Raw genomic sequence first — 17899 nt, 5'->3', positions numbered from 1 at the left:
GCCAGGCGGTACGCTTTCCCTCCGCGGGATTTCTTTTCTTTCCAGCGGGCCTCACCGCTCACATACAGACGGATTCCCTTTTTTGCCAGAAATTGTTTATACGGCTCTCCGATTTCAGCTTCTTTCCACATTTTGCCTGCAAACGGTATGGCAGCGTTCTTTTTATCAGATGCTGCCTGTTTCGCTGCAGTGCTGCCCGCCGTGCCTGTCATTTCTTTCCCCAGCAGTTTCACGAAGGGTGATAAACCGTTCTTCTCTTTCCCCGGATTCTTATGATCCACGGAAAAGGAGAGGACGAAGGATTCGTAAAAAGCTTCCGGCGTGTTTGCCCGAAGCTGGTATACCCGCAGCTCTCCCAAGGCTTCCGCCGCCAGACGGGATACATGCGGTGCCAGTTTGGACGTCAGGTAAACAGATGTCGGGCTGTCAGCACCGCCGATAATGCCGATAACAGCTGCCTGCGGTTTCGACTCCTTTTCAACTGCTTCATGTTCCGCCCAGTTTTTCATCTGCTTTCCAAAGTACGTCTGTCTCCCGTCAAGAACATCGACAGTATCTCCAAAATCCAGCACGTGTCCTTTCGGAAGAGTGAGTGTATCTGCCGAAGCAGAAAAAGTGAGTAAAGCGGCCATGCCGAGCGCTGCGCATATTGTTTTCATAGTGACCTCGTTCCTTTTATATTTCTTTAATTATAGCAGAAACGAGCGTCTGTTATTCTATTATTTTACTTTTCTTTATTGTGTCTTCTGCAATGAAATGTCCGGATGGGCGAAGCAAAAGATCTTGTATAGAAACCCTATCACCGAAGATCTGCAGATGATCCCTGACTGACGGGCTTTTTAAATTCATTTTTGATCCGGCTTCCGGCATATGCTATTGTGTCGGATTTTTTGTATCCGCAATCAATTCCCTTATGATTCTACGCTTGTCTTTCGCAGCGCAAACATAGCATAAGAAGAAACACTTTACAATTTCCATACCGACCGCTTTATCCTGAATCGTTTCACCGATTTATAACATACAAAAAGATCAGAACGCTGTATCCAAAGACAAATACGTCTGACCTTTTATCACTGCATAGTTTATATCCTATGACCTATAAATAAACAGATTCCCTATCCCACAGTCCGGGTTCTCTCCGTCCTAAAATTACAACCCCTGCTTGAAAAATTTCCTGAAAGCAGATACCTCCGCATGGGACTGCGTGACAGATACGGCATACTTGCTACCGCGTTTGATTCCCGGTTCATAAGTAATCGGTTCAAACTGGAACGTAACATCCGGCTTGGATGCGGTGCAGTACCCCACCAGGGTGGACTTAATCTGTCCGCCATTCTCTTTATTGAACACAACCGGCTCCTCATGCCCTTTCAGCTCCGCGTCCACAGGCACTACGACCACTTCTCCCGGTTTATATCCTACGATGAAATTACTGTGCGTCGTGACTTTAACAACGACTGCATCCGTAAAATCCTCCATATGGCAGTATATCAGCGTATACTGATCCCCTTCCGGCACACACTCGTTGAAAAGCTCTCTCATCCTCGCCTTATTTCTTGCATTTTCCTCATCTGTTGCACCGGTCAGAAGCTTCTTAACGATATCCATCAATCCCATAACAATCTCCTCGTCTAAAAACAATATAAAATTAATTACACTTCATGATTTCTATTTTATCATACATGACAAACAATTTAACCGGAAATAGCATCTCACATTCGCAAAAATAAGCCCCAAACTTTGTTACATAAAATGAATAGATTCCCCGCCGGTTTTTCCGTTTTATAATTCCACCCTCCAGTTGAAAATATATTACCTATAGTAATTATCTCAATAGTCATGTAAAGTATTGGATTTTCATCTTAACTATATTTTATAAAAATGACCATTAATATATTCATACCCTCGATAATCAAAAATTTCATAACCTATACTATTTCTATTTTTAGGTGCTGAATTACCAATAATTATTAAATATTCTTCCTTATCATTCGGATAATTCTCCAACCATTTTTTCATATACTTTGCAATAAATCCCAATTTGTTTATTTCCATCTCTTCTCTACAATCACAATAATTATAAGAAATTACGACTTTTAACGGACAACGTACATGCAGTAACTTAATGACCTCATCCATCCAATCATGCTTACTGTTCTCATGTTCAACTGCAATTGCAAGTTCCCAAAAATGCCTATTAAGCCCCACTTCTCGTGCTTCTTCTTCAGAAATTTCCGTATATCTATGTTTATAACCTATGGAATCTATTCTAAGATACTCATGTTGTGGTATTAAGCCATCTTCCGACTCTATAATTCTATCAACAATACCTTTGTTTACTAATTCCGTAAAAGCCGATTCACATTCTCTATAAATTTTTTTGTATGTCCATCCTACCTGATCCAAATGTTTTTTTATCTGTTCATTAGTTGCAATATTCTCTTCTCTCATTGCCGCAATAAATTTCTCATAAAATTCTTTTGCATTCATTTCTCTACTCCGCACAAACTATAATTCCTTAAATCACAATACCGAAAAAACGGTACGTAAATTTACTGACCTTATGTTCAAAAATAACACAAGATCATTAATACGAATCTCTGCGATAGTTTTTATCCAAATGCACTTGTTTTGTACAGAAATCATTTACTGTCAGAGTACATCATGGCATAGCGGAGCGCATACTCCAATAAAAATCTTTTCCTCAAAACACCTTTCGTCCGATGCCATGTATTTTCCCTGTCTTATGATATCCATTCGTCCATCATAATTTTTTTCATCCAATTAAAATTGATTTTGGACGAAACATCAAATAGCCGGATGAAACCCGCTGTCCTCATAAGTTAATGAGAAGTGCTTGAGACTTTTCTATTTCCGACATGTTTTCACGTTTTAAGTTATAAAACACTCCTTAATCCACATCTAAAGATAAAAATCCATTCTCAAATCCACCAGGAAATTGAAATTTCTTTGCTACCCCATCAAACGTAACAACGATAATGGCGCCATCAATACCTTCGACCTGACCAAGACCAAACGCCTTATGCTTCACAATAGTTCCAGCATGTACTCCTGACAAATCCATTTTAACCTTTGGCTTGGGCTGCGGTGTAGCCGCTGGTGTAGGAGGCACATAAGACGGTCTATAAGTGCTCTGAACAGGTTTCGACGGCTGCGCAATCGGAGAACGCTTAGCCCCATACTGCGCTTTCGACTCCGCAACCATCGGAAAGTTATCCTCAGCATCGTCATCATCTGGATAACTGCTGATGTTTCTAAACACAGGACGCTTAGGAATATCATCTTCACGCGGAGCATCAGCAGTCATGGACGCAGCCAACTGACCCGCCATCGCATCATAATCAGCACGAGAAATAACGGTACTATACAAACCCACATTCTCACCTGTATGCTTGTCAATCCCAGTATAAATCAGGCTGGCATCTTCGTACCGCTTAAATTTATAAACGGCATCATTCATCAAAGCTTCATTGAAGACATTCAGAGATACCAGCAGCTCGAAGTCTTTGACATCAAGACCTGTCACTTTTTTAAACAATTCAGGTTCCAACTGTGTGATAACATCCTGAAGGCTGTATTCACGGTAATCCGTCAAATACATGAACACAGGCACTCTGGTAGCAAACTTAATCAGTTTTTCCTGAATCATCTTTCGCTTGGACTTATATTCCTTCTCTGCATCAGTCAGTTCTTTCTTCTCCTTCGGAGTAAGTTTCTCGCCTTCTTTCTTCGCCTTCTTCACGGCATTGGACTTGTTGATAATAGTCTCAATATCGGCGTTCAGACTACGGAAACCTTCAATTCGCATGAGAGCATCCATCGCCTCCTTACTGGCAAGCAGTCTCGAAAGCGTATCGTTGTCCACGTTGACAAGCAACGCAGATTCCCATCTCTTCGCAAGCAGGGTGGCAGAAGTACCCGCCATAGCAATATCCAATATCTCAGCGGCATTGACCTGACGCATCGCGCTGCCATCATAGGCAAGCACAGGAAGAAACTTGATGAACTCGCCAACTTTCTTCTCAGGATTATGCTCAGCCACATTCAAGCGGCAGGAATAATCCGAAATCTGGCGAAGTGCACGGTCAAGAGCAAAATCGAAGACATAGCATTCCTGCTTTACGATCTCTCGCTGTCCATTGTCCTTCGTAATCTCCCATGGAGACTGTACACGGAAAGCAGCCTGGAAATAGGTCTCTGGAGAAGAGAGATTCCGCAGCATGAAAATACCTGTCCATGGTCTGATCGTAACGCCTGTCGTCAACTTTCCGCAGGAAAGCGTGATAGTCTTAGACTCCAAAGGATCATCCATAGAATCACGGACAGGAGCAAGAGCCGCTACACCAATGCCCGCCTGCGTACCGGCACAGACATTGACCTTGTAATCATGATAAAAAGCATTCTGCTTCTGTGCTAACAGGTTCGCCATCGCATAGCACGAGGCTACGTTAGGCATGAACCACAACGTATGAGACAGGACGTTCAGCAGACGTGTATCCGAGAACGGCATCGGCGGCTTTTGAGCACCGAGTTTCAGTTCGTCTACACTTGTCTCCAAATAAGAACCACGGATCAAATCCAGCCACTTCTGAACATAGTCCTCATACTTGAAATGAGCATCTTTACCCGTTCCTTCAGCCAAGAAGAAAACGTTCAAATCGAACTCGTCAAACTCTCCCCGCTTTGCAATCCTCTGTATAGATTCAGGAATCTTATAGGTCAGCATGACCATACGCGGAAGCGCAGCATAGGGATTGATATCCCCAGCCTTTGCCTGATAATCAGGGAAGTCAAACAGATGAGGCCATTCTTCTTTGCAACGCTGCTCGTCAGAATAAGTCCAGTTATAAATCTGTTCCTCAATGAACTCACCGGAGTTCAACGCACGGAACGGCGTGCCAGACAGATACAAGTAATACTGCGTCGTAATCGGGAGCCACGTTTCATCATAGGCATTGCCGGCATCGTATTTAGAAAGGTCGTCTTCATAAGAGTCTTCATCAGACTCGAATAACTTCTTCGCATTGTCCTTCCATGCACCAAAATGATACTCATCAAAAATGACGAGATCCCAGTTGGTCATATGTACCCACTCGTTGTTCGCCTTAATACCGCCTGTATTCTTGTTCACACCAAGGAAATCCTGGAAAGAACCAAAGCAGACGATCGGCCTGTCCTTATCAGCACATTGATACTGCTGATCATTCGTAAGATCCCCAGGCTGCGTCGAACGGGTGATAAACTGCCAGCCGTCAAAATCGACGTGAGTCATTAAATCCTCACGCCATGCCGTTTGAACAGCAGGCTTGAAGGTCAGGATAAGCACACGCTTCATTCCCATCTTCTTCGCTAACTGATACGCCGCAAAAGTCTTACCAAAGCGCATTTTTGCGTTCCAAAGGAACTTCGGAGTACGCCTGCTGCCTTCTTTGTAAACAGACCTGAAATAGGCCATCGTCAGGTCAACAGCACGTTTCTGCTCAGGACGCATCTCGAAAGTCTGTGTCCTACTCTCAGTATTCTCCGTGCCTGTCTTCACGGCTGCCACCGCGGCTTTGACATCATCAAGGCTACACTTAAACCATTCGTTACGGTCTTCGCCAGCGTTCAACTGCCGCCTGCCTTTTGCCTTCAGAACTGCATGAACATCACGGTCTGTAAAGCAACTGCCATCATTCTTCATGGCAGACCAATGGTCAAGAATACGATACGGCACCGCTGCCGTATGCACCTGCTCTTTAACACGGGTCTCAACATCACGCTCAGTATAACCGACCTTGATATATCCCTTACGCGAATCTACGCCGATGAGCTCATACGCATAAATCGAAGGATGTGAGCCGGAGCGTTGAGGAAAAAATTCCATTTCAGGCATCAGTTGTCACCTCCTCCAATCTCTCCGATTCGGGACTTAATATACTCAAACTCATTATCCGTAATATCCCACATATTACATAATTGGGTATCAGTATATATTCCCTCATACTTTCCAAGGTCAGGAATAAAAACATAATTTTTCTTAGAAATATTCTGAGATACGACCGTTTGAAGAAGCAAAAAGCGAACAGTTTTTGTGAAAATGTATGATTTATAAGATAATGCTTCTTCCTCACTATCAAATGCACCAGCAACTAACCATGACTCGGAACAAATCTCATTTGGTTTGGCAATCCTCGTGTTACCATCGTAATAAAACGCAACAGGCTTTGAAAAATCTGTCTGTCCAGCAATAGGAGCCTTTGGCACCAAAAACTTCCACTTATCAATAATGCCAAATGAATCAGTCACATCATTCTTTCGAGCGTGCTGTAAACCGATCCGCTGTGTAAAATAACAGGGAACTCCAGAATTTGTCGGAGTATACGTGGTTGGAATACCAAACGGCAACCTCGGATAAACGACCTCATTTAAATGCCGCTTATAATCTTTTGCATTTACCTTATTCACAATAGCCAATGCTTTATTAGAACGAATAAATGTATCATACTCGTTCAACTCACGAACTACCGTGTCACGCATTTCACCACTAACATTAGTGACCTCGCAAGAACCTGGATGATCCCTATCCCACAAAAAGAAACATGCACCGCCTGCTAAATCAACACCAGGAAAAACTTCTCTGAAGTTATCAAAATCAACTAATTTACGAATACGTTTATCTGTAAGCATATCAGCCCGAAATTCATCAAGCCCCTTACCACCAGAAAACCACCTTGATGGAATAATCATGGTCATGTATCTGGGATGCAGTTTCTTTGCTTGTGATACAAAAAGTTGATATATCGGTTTAGCGCTCTTTCCAGTTCCACCACCATCATTCAATTGATATGGTGGATTACTTATTATCACATCAAATCTCATCTTAAAAATCTCCTCTGGCTTTGTTGTATGAATCAATTCATAGGCATGTGTTTCCAAATCATCTGATCGTTCATACTCCTTTTGAGAAGCACCACAATAAACACAATTACCATTCTTCCATCGGTGCTGAATATTCTTAAACCTTACATTTCCGTCAACCGTATCAAAACTCACAACGGAATATCTTCCATTTGCAAACTTCGAGCAATAAAGGCTTCGCCGAGACAAATGAGATGTCAGTTCTGTGATAGCAATACCATACAACTGTTCTTTGAAGATATGATCCGTCCGTTCCTGTAAATCAGGATATATCGGTTCCAACCCCTTCAAAAGTCGTTTAGCTATCTCCCGAAGGAAGACCCCGCTCTTGCATCCAGGGTCAAGGAACTTTGTATCAGGATTCTCGAATAATTCCTGCGGAAGCATGTCCAACATCGCATTAGCTAATTCTGGCGGTGTAAACACCTCATCACTGGAAAGATTGGCAATGCAAGACAATACATCGGGATTATACATCGTATTATAAAGATTACTCGACATAATCCTGAGGCCTCCTGTAATCGAAAATATACTGTTTGAGGAATATTGGCTCAAATTCGCCGTCTTTATTTGAAAACAGGTCCATTTGAGTCTTACGGGTATCCTTTTCTATAAAGGATGCATTCATCAATTCCGCGAAAGTATAATCCTTCCGCTGTATCCGTGTATCGTTAAACGGAAGTGTCCATTCGGAGAATACGACCGGCTTTTTCATATCCTGCTGCTGGTCATCTACGCACATCAATGTCAGGACATTACCGCAAACAATATTTCTCCTAAGAATAAATTTGACTGCCTCACGGCATTCATCATCAGCCTCGTTCTTACAGATTGCCTCATACTCATCATTCCAAATGTCATAGAGCCTTCTTCGACAAGCATTTACGTTGTCCATCATCAAGTCAACACCATAAATAGAAGCCACCGCAATCACAGATTGTTTCTCAAATTCTAATGGCAAAGGTTTCTTCTTTCTCGGCGGAATTGCGCGCTTTTTTGCAGCAACCAATTTCCTCCGAAGAATTTCAGCAACAAAATTGCCATCTCCGCAGGCTGGCTCCAAGAAGCGGCTGTCTACACGTTCTGTTTCCTGCTTCACTAAGTCAAGCATTGCATCGACTTCACGTTTAGCCGTAAAGACTTCGCCATGGTCAGCTACACGAGCCTTTGATTTAATCTGCTTTATCATAGATTTTCAGCCTCCTTACGTTCCTTTTCGGCTTTCACGCCACGCTCATCCAGAAACGCACCAATTATGCGCTCAACGGCCAGAGTTTTTGTCTGACCAACATCTTTGCAGTATGTTGCAAAACAACGCATTAGTGCCGCGTCCGTCTTTATATTAAGGGTTATATAGTCTTTTTTGTGCTGAGCCATATCTTCATACGCTCCTTCCACATAAAAATCCCACTTGTAATAGTGTAGGCGATTATACACAGCTTTTCAACACGATTGCTCGTAAACTTTTTTGTGCCTTCACTTCATTCGACACATATTTCCCCTGTATTATCAAAGCTACTGTCTTCACATGAAACGATATGTCATGATAAATCATATTTAACGACTGCAATGCTAACAGCATGGAATAATACGCAGAACCTTTCACCTATCTCTAAAATCCAGGTTATAGGACAAACGTGGCATTAAAAAAGCCCAGATTTCTCTGAGCCATGCCACATTAATAAATTTTTGTAAATACGTATTTTTATTAAATGCAGTATTGATATTTCTATAAGTCTATTGACGTTTCATCTAAAAGAAAGTCCTCTATTCCAATATATAAAATACCATCATCATCATATCGAGGTACAATATTATTTCTTACTATCACTATTTTTTTAAAGGAATCTCCGGTTCTTCTCAAAGATTCCGTTTCCTGCATTTGTTTTTCTTTTGTATCCACATTAAGTGCTGATTGAATATAGTATCTATTACTTCCTCTATTAATAATAAAATCAACTTCCAGGTTCTTTCTGACTGTTTTTTTGTCCTCATTTTTATAATTATATTCTACGACACCAACATCTACATTTAGCCCTCTCATTCGCAGTTCATTGTATATCACATTTTCCATAATATGTGATTGTTCATTCTGCCTGAAATTTAGTCTTGCATTTCTCAGACCAATATCGGAAAAATAATATTTATATGGGGATGAAATATACTTTCTCCCTTTCACATCAAATCTCCTGGCTTTTTCTATTAAGAAAGCATCAATGAAGTAATCCAAGTAATTACTAACTGTAAATTGAGATATCTTTATATTCTTTTCTGACATAAAGGTACTAGCTAACTTGGTTGGGTTCGATAAAGAACCAATGGATGAAGATATAATATCCAGCAAATCATCTATTATAGACACATCTTTTAAGATTTTATGACGCTCTACCACATCTTTAATATAAGTGCTTGTAAAAATATTCTTTAAATATTTGCTCTTCTCTTCATGGTTTTTAAGTTGCACAGATATAGGCATACCACCGTATAAACAATATTCATCGAAAGCCTTTCCTTTATCTCCATCATAGCATGAATAAAATTCAGCAAATGAAAATGGATATACTCTTATCTCATCGCCACGATCTCGAAATTGTGTTAACACATCTGACGAAAGCATCCTGGAATTGCTCCCTGTAATATATACATCGACATTGGAGATTTTCATAAGGCCTAATACAAGATCTACAAAGGATATCTTTGAGTCACTATTTTTCAGATATGGGTTTGAAATTTCTTCCACAAATTGAATTTCATCGATAAAAATATAATATCGTAATACATTATCCCGAATTTTTCCTCTTAGAAAATCATCTAATTCTATGGGATTTCTATATTGCACATTCTTCAAACTATCAAGAGCAATCATGATAATCTGATTTTCATTTATCCCAATAGACAGTAGATATTTTCGATACAATTCAAATAAAAGATATGATTTCCCACATCTTCTAACGCCTGTAATGATCTTTACTCTTCCATTATCTTTTTTATCTATTAGTTGATTCAAATATCTTGGTCTTTCCACTTCCATCTTACACCTCTGTTTAATAAACCTGTATAAATACGCATTTTTGTTAAATCTATTTTTATTATAACATTTTACCCTACATATTAAAGATACTTTTAAAACAAATGCGTATTACTACTTTAATCGTAAATATCAATATAAGAATGTACCATTTTAACGAAATAATTTGTACAGCTACTCTTTCATTTGCATATGATAACGTAAACAATAGGAATCTCGTATCACTTTCTTTGGAAGTGGTAGCAGGAATTCCTTTTCTTTTCTGACATCCATTGCGGTATGTACCTTTTGTCTACTCAACTGTATTTCTAGTCACATATGCACACAAAAATAAAGGGTTCCAGCCATGATTACATCTTATTTCCAAGTATGCAAAAACACTAAAAACCCTTATTCTGCTAAAGTTTATCCCTATTTACTTTTCCCCGACATCATCAATGCCACTGTCTCCACATGCGAACTTTTGTCCAAACTTCCACATATAAACATCAACATAAAATATATCTATGAGGATTATTTTCCTATTTTATTGCAAACCATCTTCTATCACGTTTTGTTCCGATTTGGTCTTAGGACAATATGGTGGACACTAAAATTGCGACTTTTATGCCACACTCCCCGCATGCACTTCATCCGGGATCTGATAGCCAAGGCTACTATGCTTTCTCCTGTGATTGTACCATGACTCGATATATTCGAAGATACTCTGATAGGCATCTTTTGAATCCTTATACGTTTTACAATACACTTCTTCCTTTTTTAGCAAAGAATGAAATGATTCAATACAAGCATTATCGTAAGGACAACCTTTTCGACTGAATGAATGCCGTATTTTATGATTTGTAAGATATTGTTCAAATAATTCACTTGTATACTGCGTCCCTAAATCGCTTTGAATAATGATTCCTTCCGTATCAGAAACATTCATACAAGCATTACGCACAGCCTTTACTGCAAGTTCAGCAGTCATTGATGTATCATAACGCCCACCCGATAATCCTGCGACTATATAAATCCATTACTGATGCCAGATATGTCCAACCGTCTTTTTGTGTGAATATATAGGTAATATCTGTACACCATTTTTGGTTAATGCCGGTCGCTGTAAAATCCTGATTTAATATATTTTCTTTTTCATCGACATGGACATTGTTTGAGACATGACGGTATTTCTTGATGACGATAGAACGAATCCCCATAGCAGCCATTCTTCGCTGCACACGTTTTAAACTGACATGCCAGCCTCTGTCATGAAGGTCATCACAGATCTTTGGCGCTCCGTAACGGTAATTTGTATCGTAATAGATTGCCAAAATATCTGCATCTAACTTTTGATTTTCAATTTCCCGATTAGAAGGGACATGGTGAATACATTTGTAAAAGGTGCTGCGATTCATATTGAGTACCTTACACATAAGTTTGATAGGATACTTATTTTGATATGCTGTTATGAAAGTAACGATTGCGGTTATTGTTCTTTGGCGAATATGGCTGTAGCTTTTTTTAATATTTCATTTTCCAGTTCAAGTTCATGTATTTTCTTTTGGAGTTTTTGATATTCCTTCATAGAAATAGTTTGCTTCTCATTTACTTGAAGAGTAGGAGCATAGAGCTTCTTCCATTTGTAAATTGTTTGCTCGACTAAGCCATATTCATTTGCGAGCGCTTTAACTGATTTTCCGGAAAGGTGTAAGTTTACAATCTGTTTCTTAAATTCCTCAGAATACCTCTTGTTGTTATGCACCATTTGCAACACATCCTTTCCTATACAAAAGTTTAATGTGTCGCATTTTATGTGTCCACTAATTTATACTAACACCAGAACATCTGAAAATATCTAAACGCATCTTTTATTGCCTCTTCTTTTTCTATTGGACAAATTGGTTGTTTTAAGTCTTCTTTTTTAGGTTTATTATAATTTTCTCTTTCTTTAATTCCACATTTTTCTTTTACTTGTGCTATATATAAATTAGATACCTTAAACCCAAACTTCTTAAAAACATAGTTTTGAATTTGCTTATAGGTACCTTACTCTCCGCACTTGTTAAATCCACCTCATCAATTGGAAGCTCAACACTAATATATCTTTTTGAATCTAGTTTGGAAAGCAACACGATAGTCTCCACATGAAACGAGTGAACACTAAGTATGTCAGGTAGTCTTGTCTGTATGTGTAAACATATCCACATACTTTTTAACGATAAAATAAGGTTATCGTTAAAGGTATTACCTCGATAAACTGGGATTTGCTAATTTCATTAAATCAGCTATTTCTTTCTTCCCATACGCCTTTACATTCTGAATTACATCCTGTTTCCTCTTGATTGATTCAAGCAATGATATATATAGTATATTTACGAATTCTTCAAACTTAACCTGTCCGATACTTCTTATTTCTTTAAGTTTCTCGGCATCTCTTACCTTTCTCTCTGCCTCACTTTTGGGGTATCCTTGCCCAAATGACTCCGAGAAAAGAGCTTCTATTGTTTTTTCAAGAATTTCAGTACCTGACCATGTATAATCTTCACCTAATGGTAATGATATCGCATTTCCATTATTAATCTGAGCAAATAAATAGGCATCCTTCGGTGTAGGTGCATACCCGCAGATGACGTCTGGCATACTATTACAAGCAAGCATCATTCCCTGTCCGGAAGAACAGCCCGTAACAACGAAATCAACTGTCCTACTTGCCAACAAGATACCTACAAGAATAGAAATTTCTATATACGAGTATTTTTCATTTTCTTCCATCGTACAGCCAAATTTTATAACCTCAGATTTCTTTGGAGCATACTTTAATACATCATCATAGATTATTTGATTTTTAGTCGCTTGCGAACTTGCTTGAATAACTCCGATTCTCATTCTCCCCCCTACAACTTCTAATGTAATTATTTCTTTTTCTTTGGTTTGGGTGCAGGTAATTCATCATACATTGAATTGAATAAGCCAATTAAAAAAACTTTGTTGTCAACATCATCTACCAACAGCATTTCCTTTGCTCCATCATATGGTAACTCGTACTTTGCATTTGGCATATATGCTATTGCAGATTTAACAGGCTTCACTAAAAATCTATCATCATAAATTCCACCCACAATTTTTCCGCGATAATAAACAATATATTCGCCCATCATTGATCTATATGTTATTTCTTCCAACTCTGATAGTTGTTCTAAAATGAAATTTAAATATTCTTTACTTGAAGCCATACCTTGCACCTCCAAAAATTTCAATTTGTCTTCGTTTAAAAATAAATCCCATTATATAATTCCATAAACTCTTTAGCAAACTTTGCGACAAGTTCATGATCAAGTGCAGTGGCTAAGGTTTCTTCATTATTATTAGCTGTTGGTGTCCAATTATATGAGCCATGCATTACATAGTCCATATCTATTATACAAGACTTCTATTCATTCAGTTCCCAGTGTCCGCTATTACCACTTCCTACATACTTCAGATTATCTATTTCCTTTATAGCTCTTTCGATAGTCTTTACACTAACTCCGGCCTCATCTGCAATAGCCTTTCTTGTAATCCTATCATTGATTCTCACTTTTTCTTTGATAAACTCTGCGAGGGCTATCTTATCGTGAGCGACATCGTGAGCGACATCGTGAACGACACCCTGAGCGACATTGTCGCCTCCAACCTTTTGTGTCGCTATCCTCTTTAGAGGAATAATCGTTCTGAATATATCTCCCTCCTCAAATAGCGGGTTTTGTCCTGAATAAAGCTGTGTGTACTTGTAGGTATTTCGCATTCCTGAACCAAGTTCATCCGCACAAGACCTATTTCTCTAAACACCTTTGATATAGCTGGATTTTTGGGAAATGGCTCAAACTTCTGCAAATCTAACGCTCCCATACCATGAGCCAAGTTGCTGTTTTCAACAGTAATTTTCTCATCATCAATAATCATCTTTGCAGGATACCCACTTGAATAATCTCTATGAGCCAGTGTATTTGAAACTATCTCTCTAAGTATCCTATCTCTTGCATTGACATTTACAATTCCGTCCAATACAAATAGATCATTCAAATGCTTCTGCCCAAACTCTATAAGCCTGTCATAACTATCAATCAGATTTGTTATGACAACATCTCTATCATCATATCTATCCTTATTTTCAACCCTGAATATTGCATCAGTTTTGTGTTGCGGAAGAACGGACATAATAGAGTTGTCTTTTCCAAATAGCAAAATAGCAGCTAATGTGATTCCTTCACGCTTTGTTTCCAGATCTGTCAGTATCAAATTGGCACTTCTAAGAAGCTCCTCATTACTCATATTTTCCCAAACATGATTTTTATTTCGGGAGACAGCCATTTTCTTGGTTTTAGCAATAACAGAAGCATCAAGAAAATCAATATCAAGATTCGGATATACTTTATTTACAAAATAGCTTCCTTGTTTTCTTGCATATAACTTATATACAAGTTCAGAATGATCTGTGATATTGATGTCTCCCTCATAAGACCTATCCCAAATTCTTCCGTTATGTCTGCAGACCTGATAACCTTCAGGAACTCTTATATAAATAACTTGTTTGCCCTCAATTTCAAAGGTTTCCGGCAACAAATAAAGTGGTGGATACATCTTTTGCGAGTTATTGATTGCCGTAGTAAATTCCTTAATCACTTTATCAACTTTCTCTTTACTGACACCGACAATCTCTCTTTTATCATTTACACCAAGTAAAATATGTCCGCCATTTCTATTATTGAAAGAGCATACTGTATCAAAGACATCTTTGCTTAGAGAATTCTTAGATTCTTTAAATTCGACATCTATTTTTTCTCCATTTTGAATGAGGTTCTTTATTTCTTTAGAATTCATATCTACCCTCCCATATTCACTAAAAATCGTCTTTAATCATCTTAAAATGCTTCAACGCATCTAAAATAGCTTCTTCTTTTTCAATTGGACACTTTGGTATTTTCTGCTTCTCATTTTTAGACATATTATAGTGTTCCCTAACATCTAACCCCCATTTCCTCTTAACTTGTGCAATATAAAGTGTCGACACTTTAAACCCAAACTTTTCCAAAACATAGTTTTGAATTTGTTTATAGGTTGCTTTACTCTCGGCACTTGTTAAGTCCATATCATCCATCGGAAGTTCTACACTAATATATTTCTTTGAATATAGTTTGGAAAGCAACACGATGGTCTCCACATGGCTCGACACGTCCATTTTGATGTCAGGGCATATCGCTGTTCGCGGAAACATATCCACCGCTTTCAGGAAAGCCGCATGAAATGGGACTTTTCCGGGCATCGCGTTTTTCATCGTCTCAACCCTTGCCTGGTTTGCGAGTGGATGGAATTTCATTGTCTCAACCCTAATAGCCACGATACTTTCTTGCGTTCTTCTGGATTAAATCGTGGATTTCATCAACATCAATTACGCTCATCATGGTATTTTGTTTTTCAACAAATCTGCGGGCTCCACGCGTAACATGACCGGTTGTTACAAGAATCGCCTTGTTAATACGATCTGCTGATTGCACACCATACAGGGACCTTACTATGCTCACTCCAACAGAATTCTGTCTTCCATATCTTTTACATTCGATATAGAAAACAACAGGCTTTCCCATCTCGTATTTTGTCGCAATGATATCTCGTCCATCGTCTCTGGTCTGCTGCGTTAAGGTTGTTTCAAACCCTTGATCCTGTAGCACTCGCTCTATAACCTCTTCAAATTCCCGTGGTGAAATGTCATAAATCATTTCTGGAGACTTCGCAATTTCCATAATCATCTGCTCGACTCTTGTATACTCCGGATAGGCATCATCAGGATCAAAATCATCGCGGCTATAGATGACTCCCATATGCGGCTCCACTTCAAAGGAGCCACCTTCAATTTCGCAATCTTCGTAATCGAATGCTCCTACCGGATATTCATATCCAGATATTCTGAAGGATATTCTGTTCCCGCAACAGTCGCATTCAAATCCGCCTTCGTGCCTATATTCTATTTCTTCACCCATGCCATTATCGCCGTGATCATAAACATAGGTTTCAAAATCAAAATCCTCTTTATGAATTCCTGTTATTTCCCGGCATCTGTTGCAACGGATAAAAACATCTTCTAATAGCTCCATCATACAAACATCTCCGTATTCCATACCAGATTAACCAGCTGCACGAGAAGCTGAATCCGCTCAGTGATTTCTGTCTTTCCGAACTGTGCGTAAGGCTTGAATCCCAGACCATTATCAGCTATGAATTTCTTGAACTTCGGATTGTTCTGATAGGCCTGATCTCCCAGCGACTCGGTATAAATGTTTCCTTCATTGGAGCAATACTTCGAGAGCTTGTAATCATATTTGGAATCGTTCAGGCTGGCGTTGATGCTCTTATGCAAAAGCAGCAATGCGCCGAAACTATTCCTCCACCGTCTGAATTCTTCCTGATCAGCGTATTCGCTTGTGAACCACTCGTAATGGTCCGTGATGATATGCTCGATTTCAAATGGATTCTTTGTCTGCGTATTCATGTAATTACAGTAATTTGAAGCCACTCCGGTCTGCTCCTCTATATAACCGGTGATTCGGGCAAGCATGTTCTTGATGTACTTCTTAGTAAAGCTGTTCAGACGCAGCTCAGGAAGTGCCGCTGCCGGATCATAGGCAAGATTCTCATATTGAGCTTTCAGTCGAGCTTTCAGGTCATCGATACTGCATCTGCGGATGTTCTTCGTTACGTTGAATACATAGTTTTTGATAGTACTGTAATCAACGGATTTGTAATTCGTAACTCTGGCAGTGATCAGCAGGTCAATGAACCGGGCTACCAGATTCATTTTTTCGATGATGGCCGGCCATGTATCCTCATAGCAAATCGGTGCCAGCAACAGCTGCGGTTGAAGCGTAAAATTGACCTGCGCATTGTAATAAATGTATTTTGTTTCTTCCGCGAAGGTGCTCTCTGCCTCGCGGATTTTCTTGTAGACATCAGCGAACTTCGAGAACTTCATGATGAAAAGTTCAAAATCGTCCGTTGTGGAAAGGCCCAGCTTATCTCGCTCATCACGTACCCATTTATGGAAAGAGCCACCAATAATATCAAAGTCCTGATTCACAGCACCGGCTTTCGTTTCACGAATAGTTTCCGCGTACTGTGCCCTCAGCCATGCCTTGATAAAAGTCTCATCGCCCTTGTCATCATCCTTCTTGAGCGAGAGGACCTTATCCTTCCAGACGTCATTCAGCTTTTCACGCTTTGAATCGTCCTTAATTTCAGACAGCAGATAACCCTTCAGCATTTCCGTCGATGTCAGGCTAAGGCCACGGTCATTCATCGTTACGAAAACCTTATGCGCATCCTGCTCTGTTGTGGCAACAATCTCAATGAAGAACACCTTCTCAGCCAGCCAGTCGCAGAAATGCAAAAGCATATCGTCCGTAATATCATCAGCAGGGAAGACGTCGATGATATCGTTGTATCTGCCATAAAGATTTCTCACGGATTCGCCAACATCAGTCGTGTCATATGGCTGGTCATTGAAAATAGCATTCATGCAATCTGACCGGTCCTCAACATTGATATTGAAAGACTTTGTGCCATAGGCTTCGGAGAAAATCATCTGCTCGATCATGCTATAACTCTGGCCAAGCGTGCGCAGCCGGTTATTGAGATACATCAGCAACAGAGTAAGCGACGAAAACCTCTGCTGCCCGTCAATGATGGCATTCTCTCTTCCTGCCAGAACAATGGAGCCCATGAAATATGCGCCATAATCCTGTACCTTCTGACGGCTGTCTCCCGGAACATAGTAATCCAAAAACTCCGATGTAAGGTCATCAATCAGCTCTTCAATATGCTTTCTCTGCCACATGTATTCCCTCTGATAATAATGGATGGAATACTTCGTATTCTGCAGCAGCTGTTTTAAACTCTTAGGAGATCCTTCAATCTTCTTCATAAACTTCCTCCAGA

At 39.6% G+C, this 17899-nt stretch carries 18 protein-coding genes and 1 pseudogene; all 19 read right to left on the bottom strand.

The genetic code is table 11. From position 1 onward, the window contains the following. Window positions 1-380: 380 nt before the first annotated feature. Window positions 381-461 (bottom strand): annotated as a pseudogene (locus GCWU000321_RS09890) (sodium ion-translocating decarboxylase subunit beta); the annotation flags it as partial. Window positions 462-1149: 688 nt separating this feature from the next. Next, window positions 1150-1617 carry a hypothetical protein gene (locus tag GCWU000321_RS07485; protein WP_022026742.1) on the bottom strand — a complete coding sequence of 156 codons (468 nt, stop codon included), beginning with the start codon at window positions 1615-1617 and terminating at the stop codon, window positions 1150-1152. 249 nt (window positions 1618-1866) lie between these two features. Next, window positions 1867-2490, bottom strand: coding sequence for a hypothetical protein (locus tag GCWU000321_RS07480; protein ID WP_007070581.1), 624 nt, complete (start codon window positions 2488-2490; stop codon window positions 1867-1869). Between the two features lie 421 nt (window positions 2491-2911). Continuing rightward, entirely contained in the window at window positions 2912-5896 is a 2985-nt protein-coding gene (locus GCWU000321_RS07475; protein WP_007070580.1) for a GIY-YIG nuclease family protein, read from the bottom strand. Further along, entirely contained in the window at window positions 5896-7422 is a 1527-nt protein-coding gene (locus GCWU000321_RS07470) for an Eco57I restriction-modification methylase domain-containing protein (RefSeq protein WP_007070579.1), read from the bottom strand. The genes GCWU000321_RS07475 and GCWU000321_RS07470 overlap by 1 nt, the downstream gene beginning before the upstream one ends. Further along, window positions 7412-8110: a hypothetical protein gene (locus GCWU000321_RS07465; RefSeq protein WP_007070578.1), complete on the bottom strand. Its 699-nt coding sequence runs from the start codon at window positions 8108-8110 to the stop codon at window positions 7412-7414. Before GCWU000321_RS07465 ends, GCWU000321_RS07470 begins: the two co-directional genes overlap by 11 nt. Next, window positions 8107-8298 (bottom strand): hypothetical protein, encoded by a 192-nt coding sequence (locus tag GCWU000321_RS07460; RefSeq protein WP_040381521.1) that lies wholly within the window; start codon window positions 8296-8298, stop codon window positions 8107-8109. The genes GCWU000321_RS07465 and GCWU000321_RS07460 overlap by 4 nt, the downstream gene beginning before the upstream one ends. A 352-nt stretch (window positions 8299-8650) precedes the next feature. After that, window positions 8651-9952, bottom strand: a complete 1302-nt coding sequence (locus tag GCWU000321_RS07455) for an ATP-binding protein (protein ID WP_007070576.1) — start codon at window positions 9950-9952, stop codon at window positions 8651-8653. Window positions 9953-10553: 601 nt separating this feature from the next. Continuing rightward, window positions 10554-10919: an integrase core domain-containing protein gene (locus GCWU000321_RS09745; protein ID WP_007070574.1), complete on the bottom strand. Its 366-nt coding sequence runs from the start codon at window positions 10917-10919 to the stop codon at window positions 10554-10556. Window positions 10920-10926: 7 nt separating this feature from the next. Continuing rightward, complete coding sequence (locus GCWU000321_RS09740) at window positions 10927-11400, bottom strand: IS3 family transposase (RefSeq protein WP_244835153.1); 474 nt, start codon at window positions 11398-11400, stop codon at window positions 10927-10929. 17 nt (window positions 11401-11417) lie between these two features. Then, window positions 11418-11696 carry a transposase gene (locus GCWU000321_RS09735; RefSeq protein WP_007069739.1) on the bottom strand — a complete coding sequence of 93 codons (279 nt, stop codon included), beginning with the start codon at window positions 11694-11696 and terminating at the stop codon, window positions 11418-11420. A 479-nt stretch (window positions 11697-12175) separates the two neighbouring features. Beyond that, entirely contained in the window at window positions 12176-12817 is a 642-nt protein-coding gene (locus GCWU000321_RS07440) for an RpiB/LacA/LacB family sugar-phosphate isomerase (protein ID WP_007070572.1), read from the bottom strand. A 26-nt stretch (window positions 12818-12843) separates the two neighbouring features. Next, window positions 12844-13164: a TfoX/Sxy family protein gene (locus GCWU000321_RS07435; protein WP_040381519.1), complete on the bottom strand. Its 321-nt coding sequence runs from the start codon at window positions 13162-13164 to the stop codon at window positions 12844-12846. Window positions 13165-13199: 35 nt separating this feature from the next. Further along, the gene (locus GCWU000321_RS09420; RefSeq protein WP_338131588.1) at window positions 13200-13349 is read right to left on the bottom strand and encodes an FAM83 family protein; all 150 of its coding nucleotides are present in this window, start codon (window positions 13347-13349) and stop codon (window positions 13200-13202) included. Window positions 13350-13361: 12 nt separating this feature from the next. Further along, window positions 13362-13508, bottom strand: coding sequence for a helix-turn-helix domain-containing protein (locus tag GCWU000321_RS09905; protein WP_007070569.1), 147 nt, complete (start codon window positions 13506-13508; stop codon window positions 13362-13364). A gap of 116 nt (window positions 13509-13624) precedes the next feature. Continuing rightward, window positions 13625-14791: an AlbA family DNA-binding domain-containing protein gene (locus GCWU000321_RS07430; protein WP_007070568.1), complete on the bottom strand. Its 1167-nt coding sequence runs from the start codon at window positions 14789-14791 to the stop codon at window positions 13625-13627. 19 nt (window positions 14792-14810) lie between these two features. Continuing rightward, window positions 14811-15308: a hypothetical protein gene (locus GCWU000321_RS09825; protein WP_007070567.1), complete on the bottom strand. Its 498-nt coding sequence runs from the start codon at window positions 15306-15308 to the stop codon at window positions 14811-14813. Beyond that, the gene (locus GCWU000321_RS07420; RefSeq protein WP_007070566.1) at window positions 15298-16065 is read right to left on the bottom strand and encodes a restriction endonuclease; all 768 of its coding nucleotides are present in this window, start codon (window positions 16063-16065) and stop codon (window positions 15298-15300) included. The genes GCWU000321_RS09825 and GCWU000321_RS07420 overlap by 11 nt, the downstream gene beginning before the upstream one ends. Continuing rightward, window positions 16062-17885 (bottom strand): DUF262 domain-containing protein, encoded by a 1824-nt coding sequence (locus GCWU000321_RS07415; protein ID WP_007070565.1) that lies wholly within the window; start codon window positions 17883-17885, stop codon window positions 16062-16064. The genes GCWU000321_RS07420 and GCWU000321_RS07415 overlap by 4 nt, the downstream gene beginning before the upstream one ends. Between the last annotated feature and the right edge of the window lie 14 nt (window positions 17886-17899).

The sequence above is a fragment of the Dialister invisus DSM 15470 genome (genome assembly GCF_000160055.1).
In the GTDB taxonomy this organism is placed as follows: domain Bacteria; phylum Bacillota; class Negativicutes; order Veillonellales; family Dialisteraceae; genus Dialister; species Dialister invisus.
Note: the sequence above shows the minus strand (reverse complement) of the source record. Positions and strands in the feature narration are given on the sequence as shown.

Bases quoted from the DNA above. Each gene is read 5' to 3' on its own strand.
- GCWU000321_RS07485 (WP_022026742.1), bottom strand. From the start codon at position 1,617: ATGGGATTGATGGATATCGTTAAGAAGCTTCTGACCGGTGCAACAGAT.
- GCWU000321_RS07480 (WP_007070581.1), bottom strand. From the start codon at position 2,490: ATGAATGCAAAAGAATTTTATGAGAAATTTATTGCGGCAATGAGAGAA.
- GCWU000321_RS07475 (WP_007070580.1), bottom strand. From the start codon at position 5,896: ATGCCTGAAATGGAATTTTTTCCTCAACGCTCCGGCTCACATCCTTCG.
- GCWU000321_RS07470 (WP_007070579.1), bottom strand. From the start codon at position 7,422: ATGTCGAGTAATCTTTATAATACGATGTATAATCCCGATGTATTGTCT.
- GCWU000321_RS07465 (WP_007070578.1), bottom strand. From the start codon at position 8,110: ATGATAAAGCAGATTAAATCAAAGGCTCGTGTAGCTGACCATGGCGAA.
- GCWU000321_RS07460 (WP_040381521.1), bottom strand. From the start codon at position 8,298: ATGGCTCAGCACAAAAAAGACTATATAACCCTTAATATAAAGACGGAC.
- GCWU000321_RS07455 (WP_007070576.1), bottom strand. From the start codon at position 9,952: ATGGAAGTGGAAAGACCAAGATATTTGAATCAACTAATAGATAAAAAA.
- GCWU000321_RS09745 (WP_007070574.1), bottom strand. From the start codon at position 10,919: ATGACTGCTGAACTTGCAGTAAAGGCTGTGCGTAATGCTTGTATGAAT.
- GCWU000321_RS09735 (WP_007069739.1), bottom strand. From the start codon at position 11,696: ATGGTGCATAACAACAAGAGGTATTCTGAGGAATTTAAGAAACAGATT.
- GCWU000321_RS07440 (WP_007070572.1), bottom strand. From the start codon at position 12,817: ATGAGAATCGGAGTTATTCAAGCAAGTTCGCAAGCGACTAAAAATCAA.
- GCWU000321_RS07435 (WP_040381519.1), bottom strand. From the start codon at position 13,164: ATGGCTTCAAGTAAAGAATATTTAAATTTCATTTTAGAACAACTATCA.
- GCWU000321_RS07430 (WP_007070568.1), bottom strand. From the start codon at position 14,791: ATGAATTCTAAAGAAATAAAGAACCTCATTCAAAATGGAGAAAAAATA.
- GCWU000321_RS07420 (WP_007070566.1), bottom strand. From the start codon at position 16,065: ATGATGGAGCTATTAGAAGATGTTTTTATCCGTTGCAACAGATGCCGG.
- GCWU000321_RS07415 (WP_007070565.1), bottom strand. From the start codon at position 17,885: ATGAAGAAGATTGAAGGATCTCCTAAGAGTTTAAAACAGCTGCTGCAG.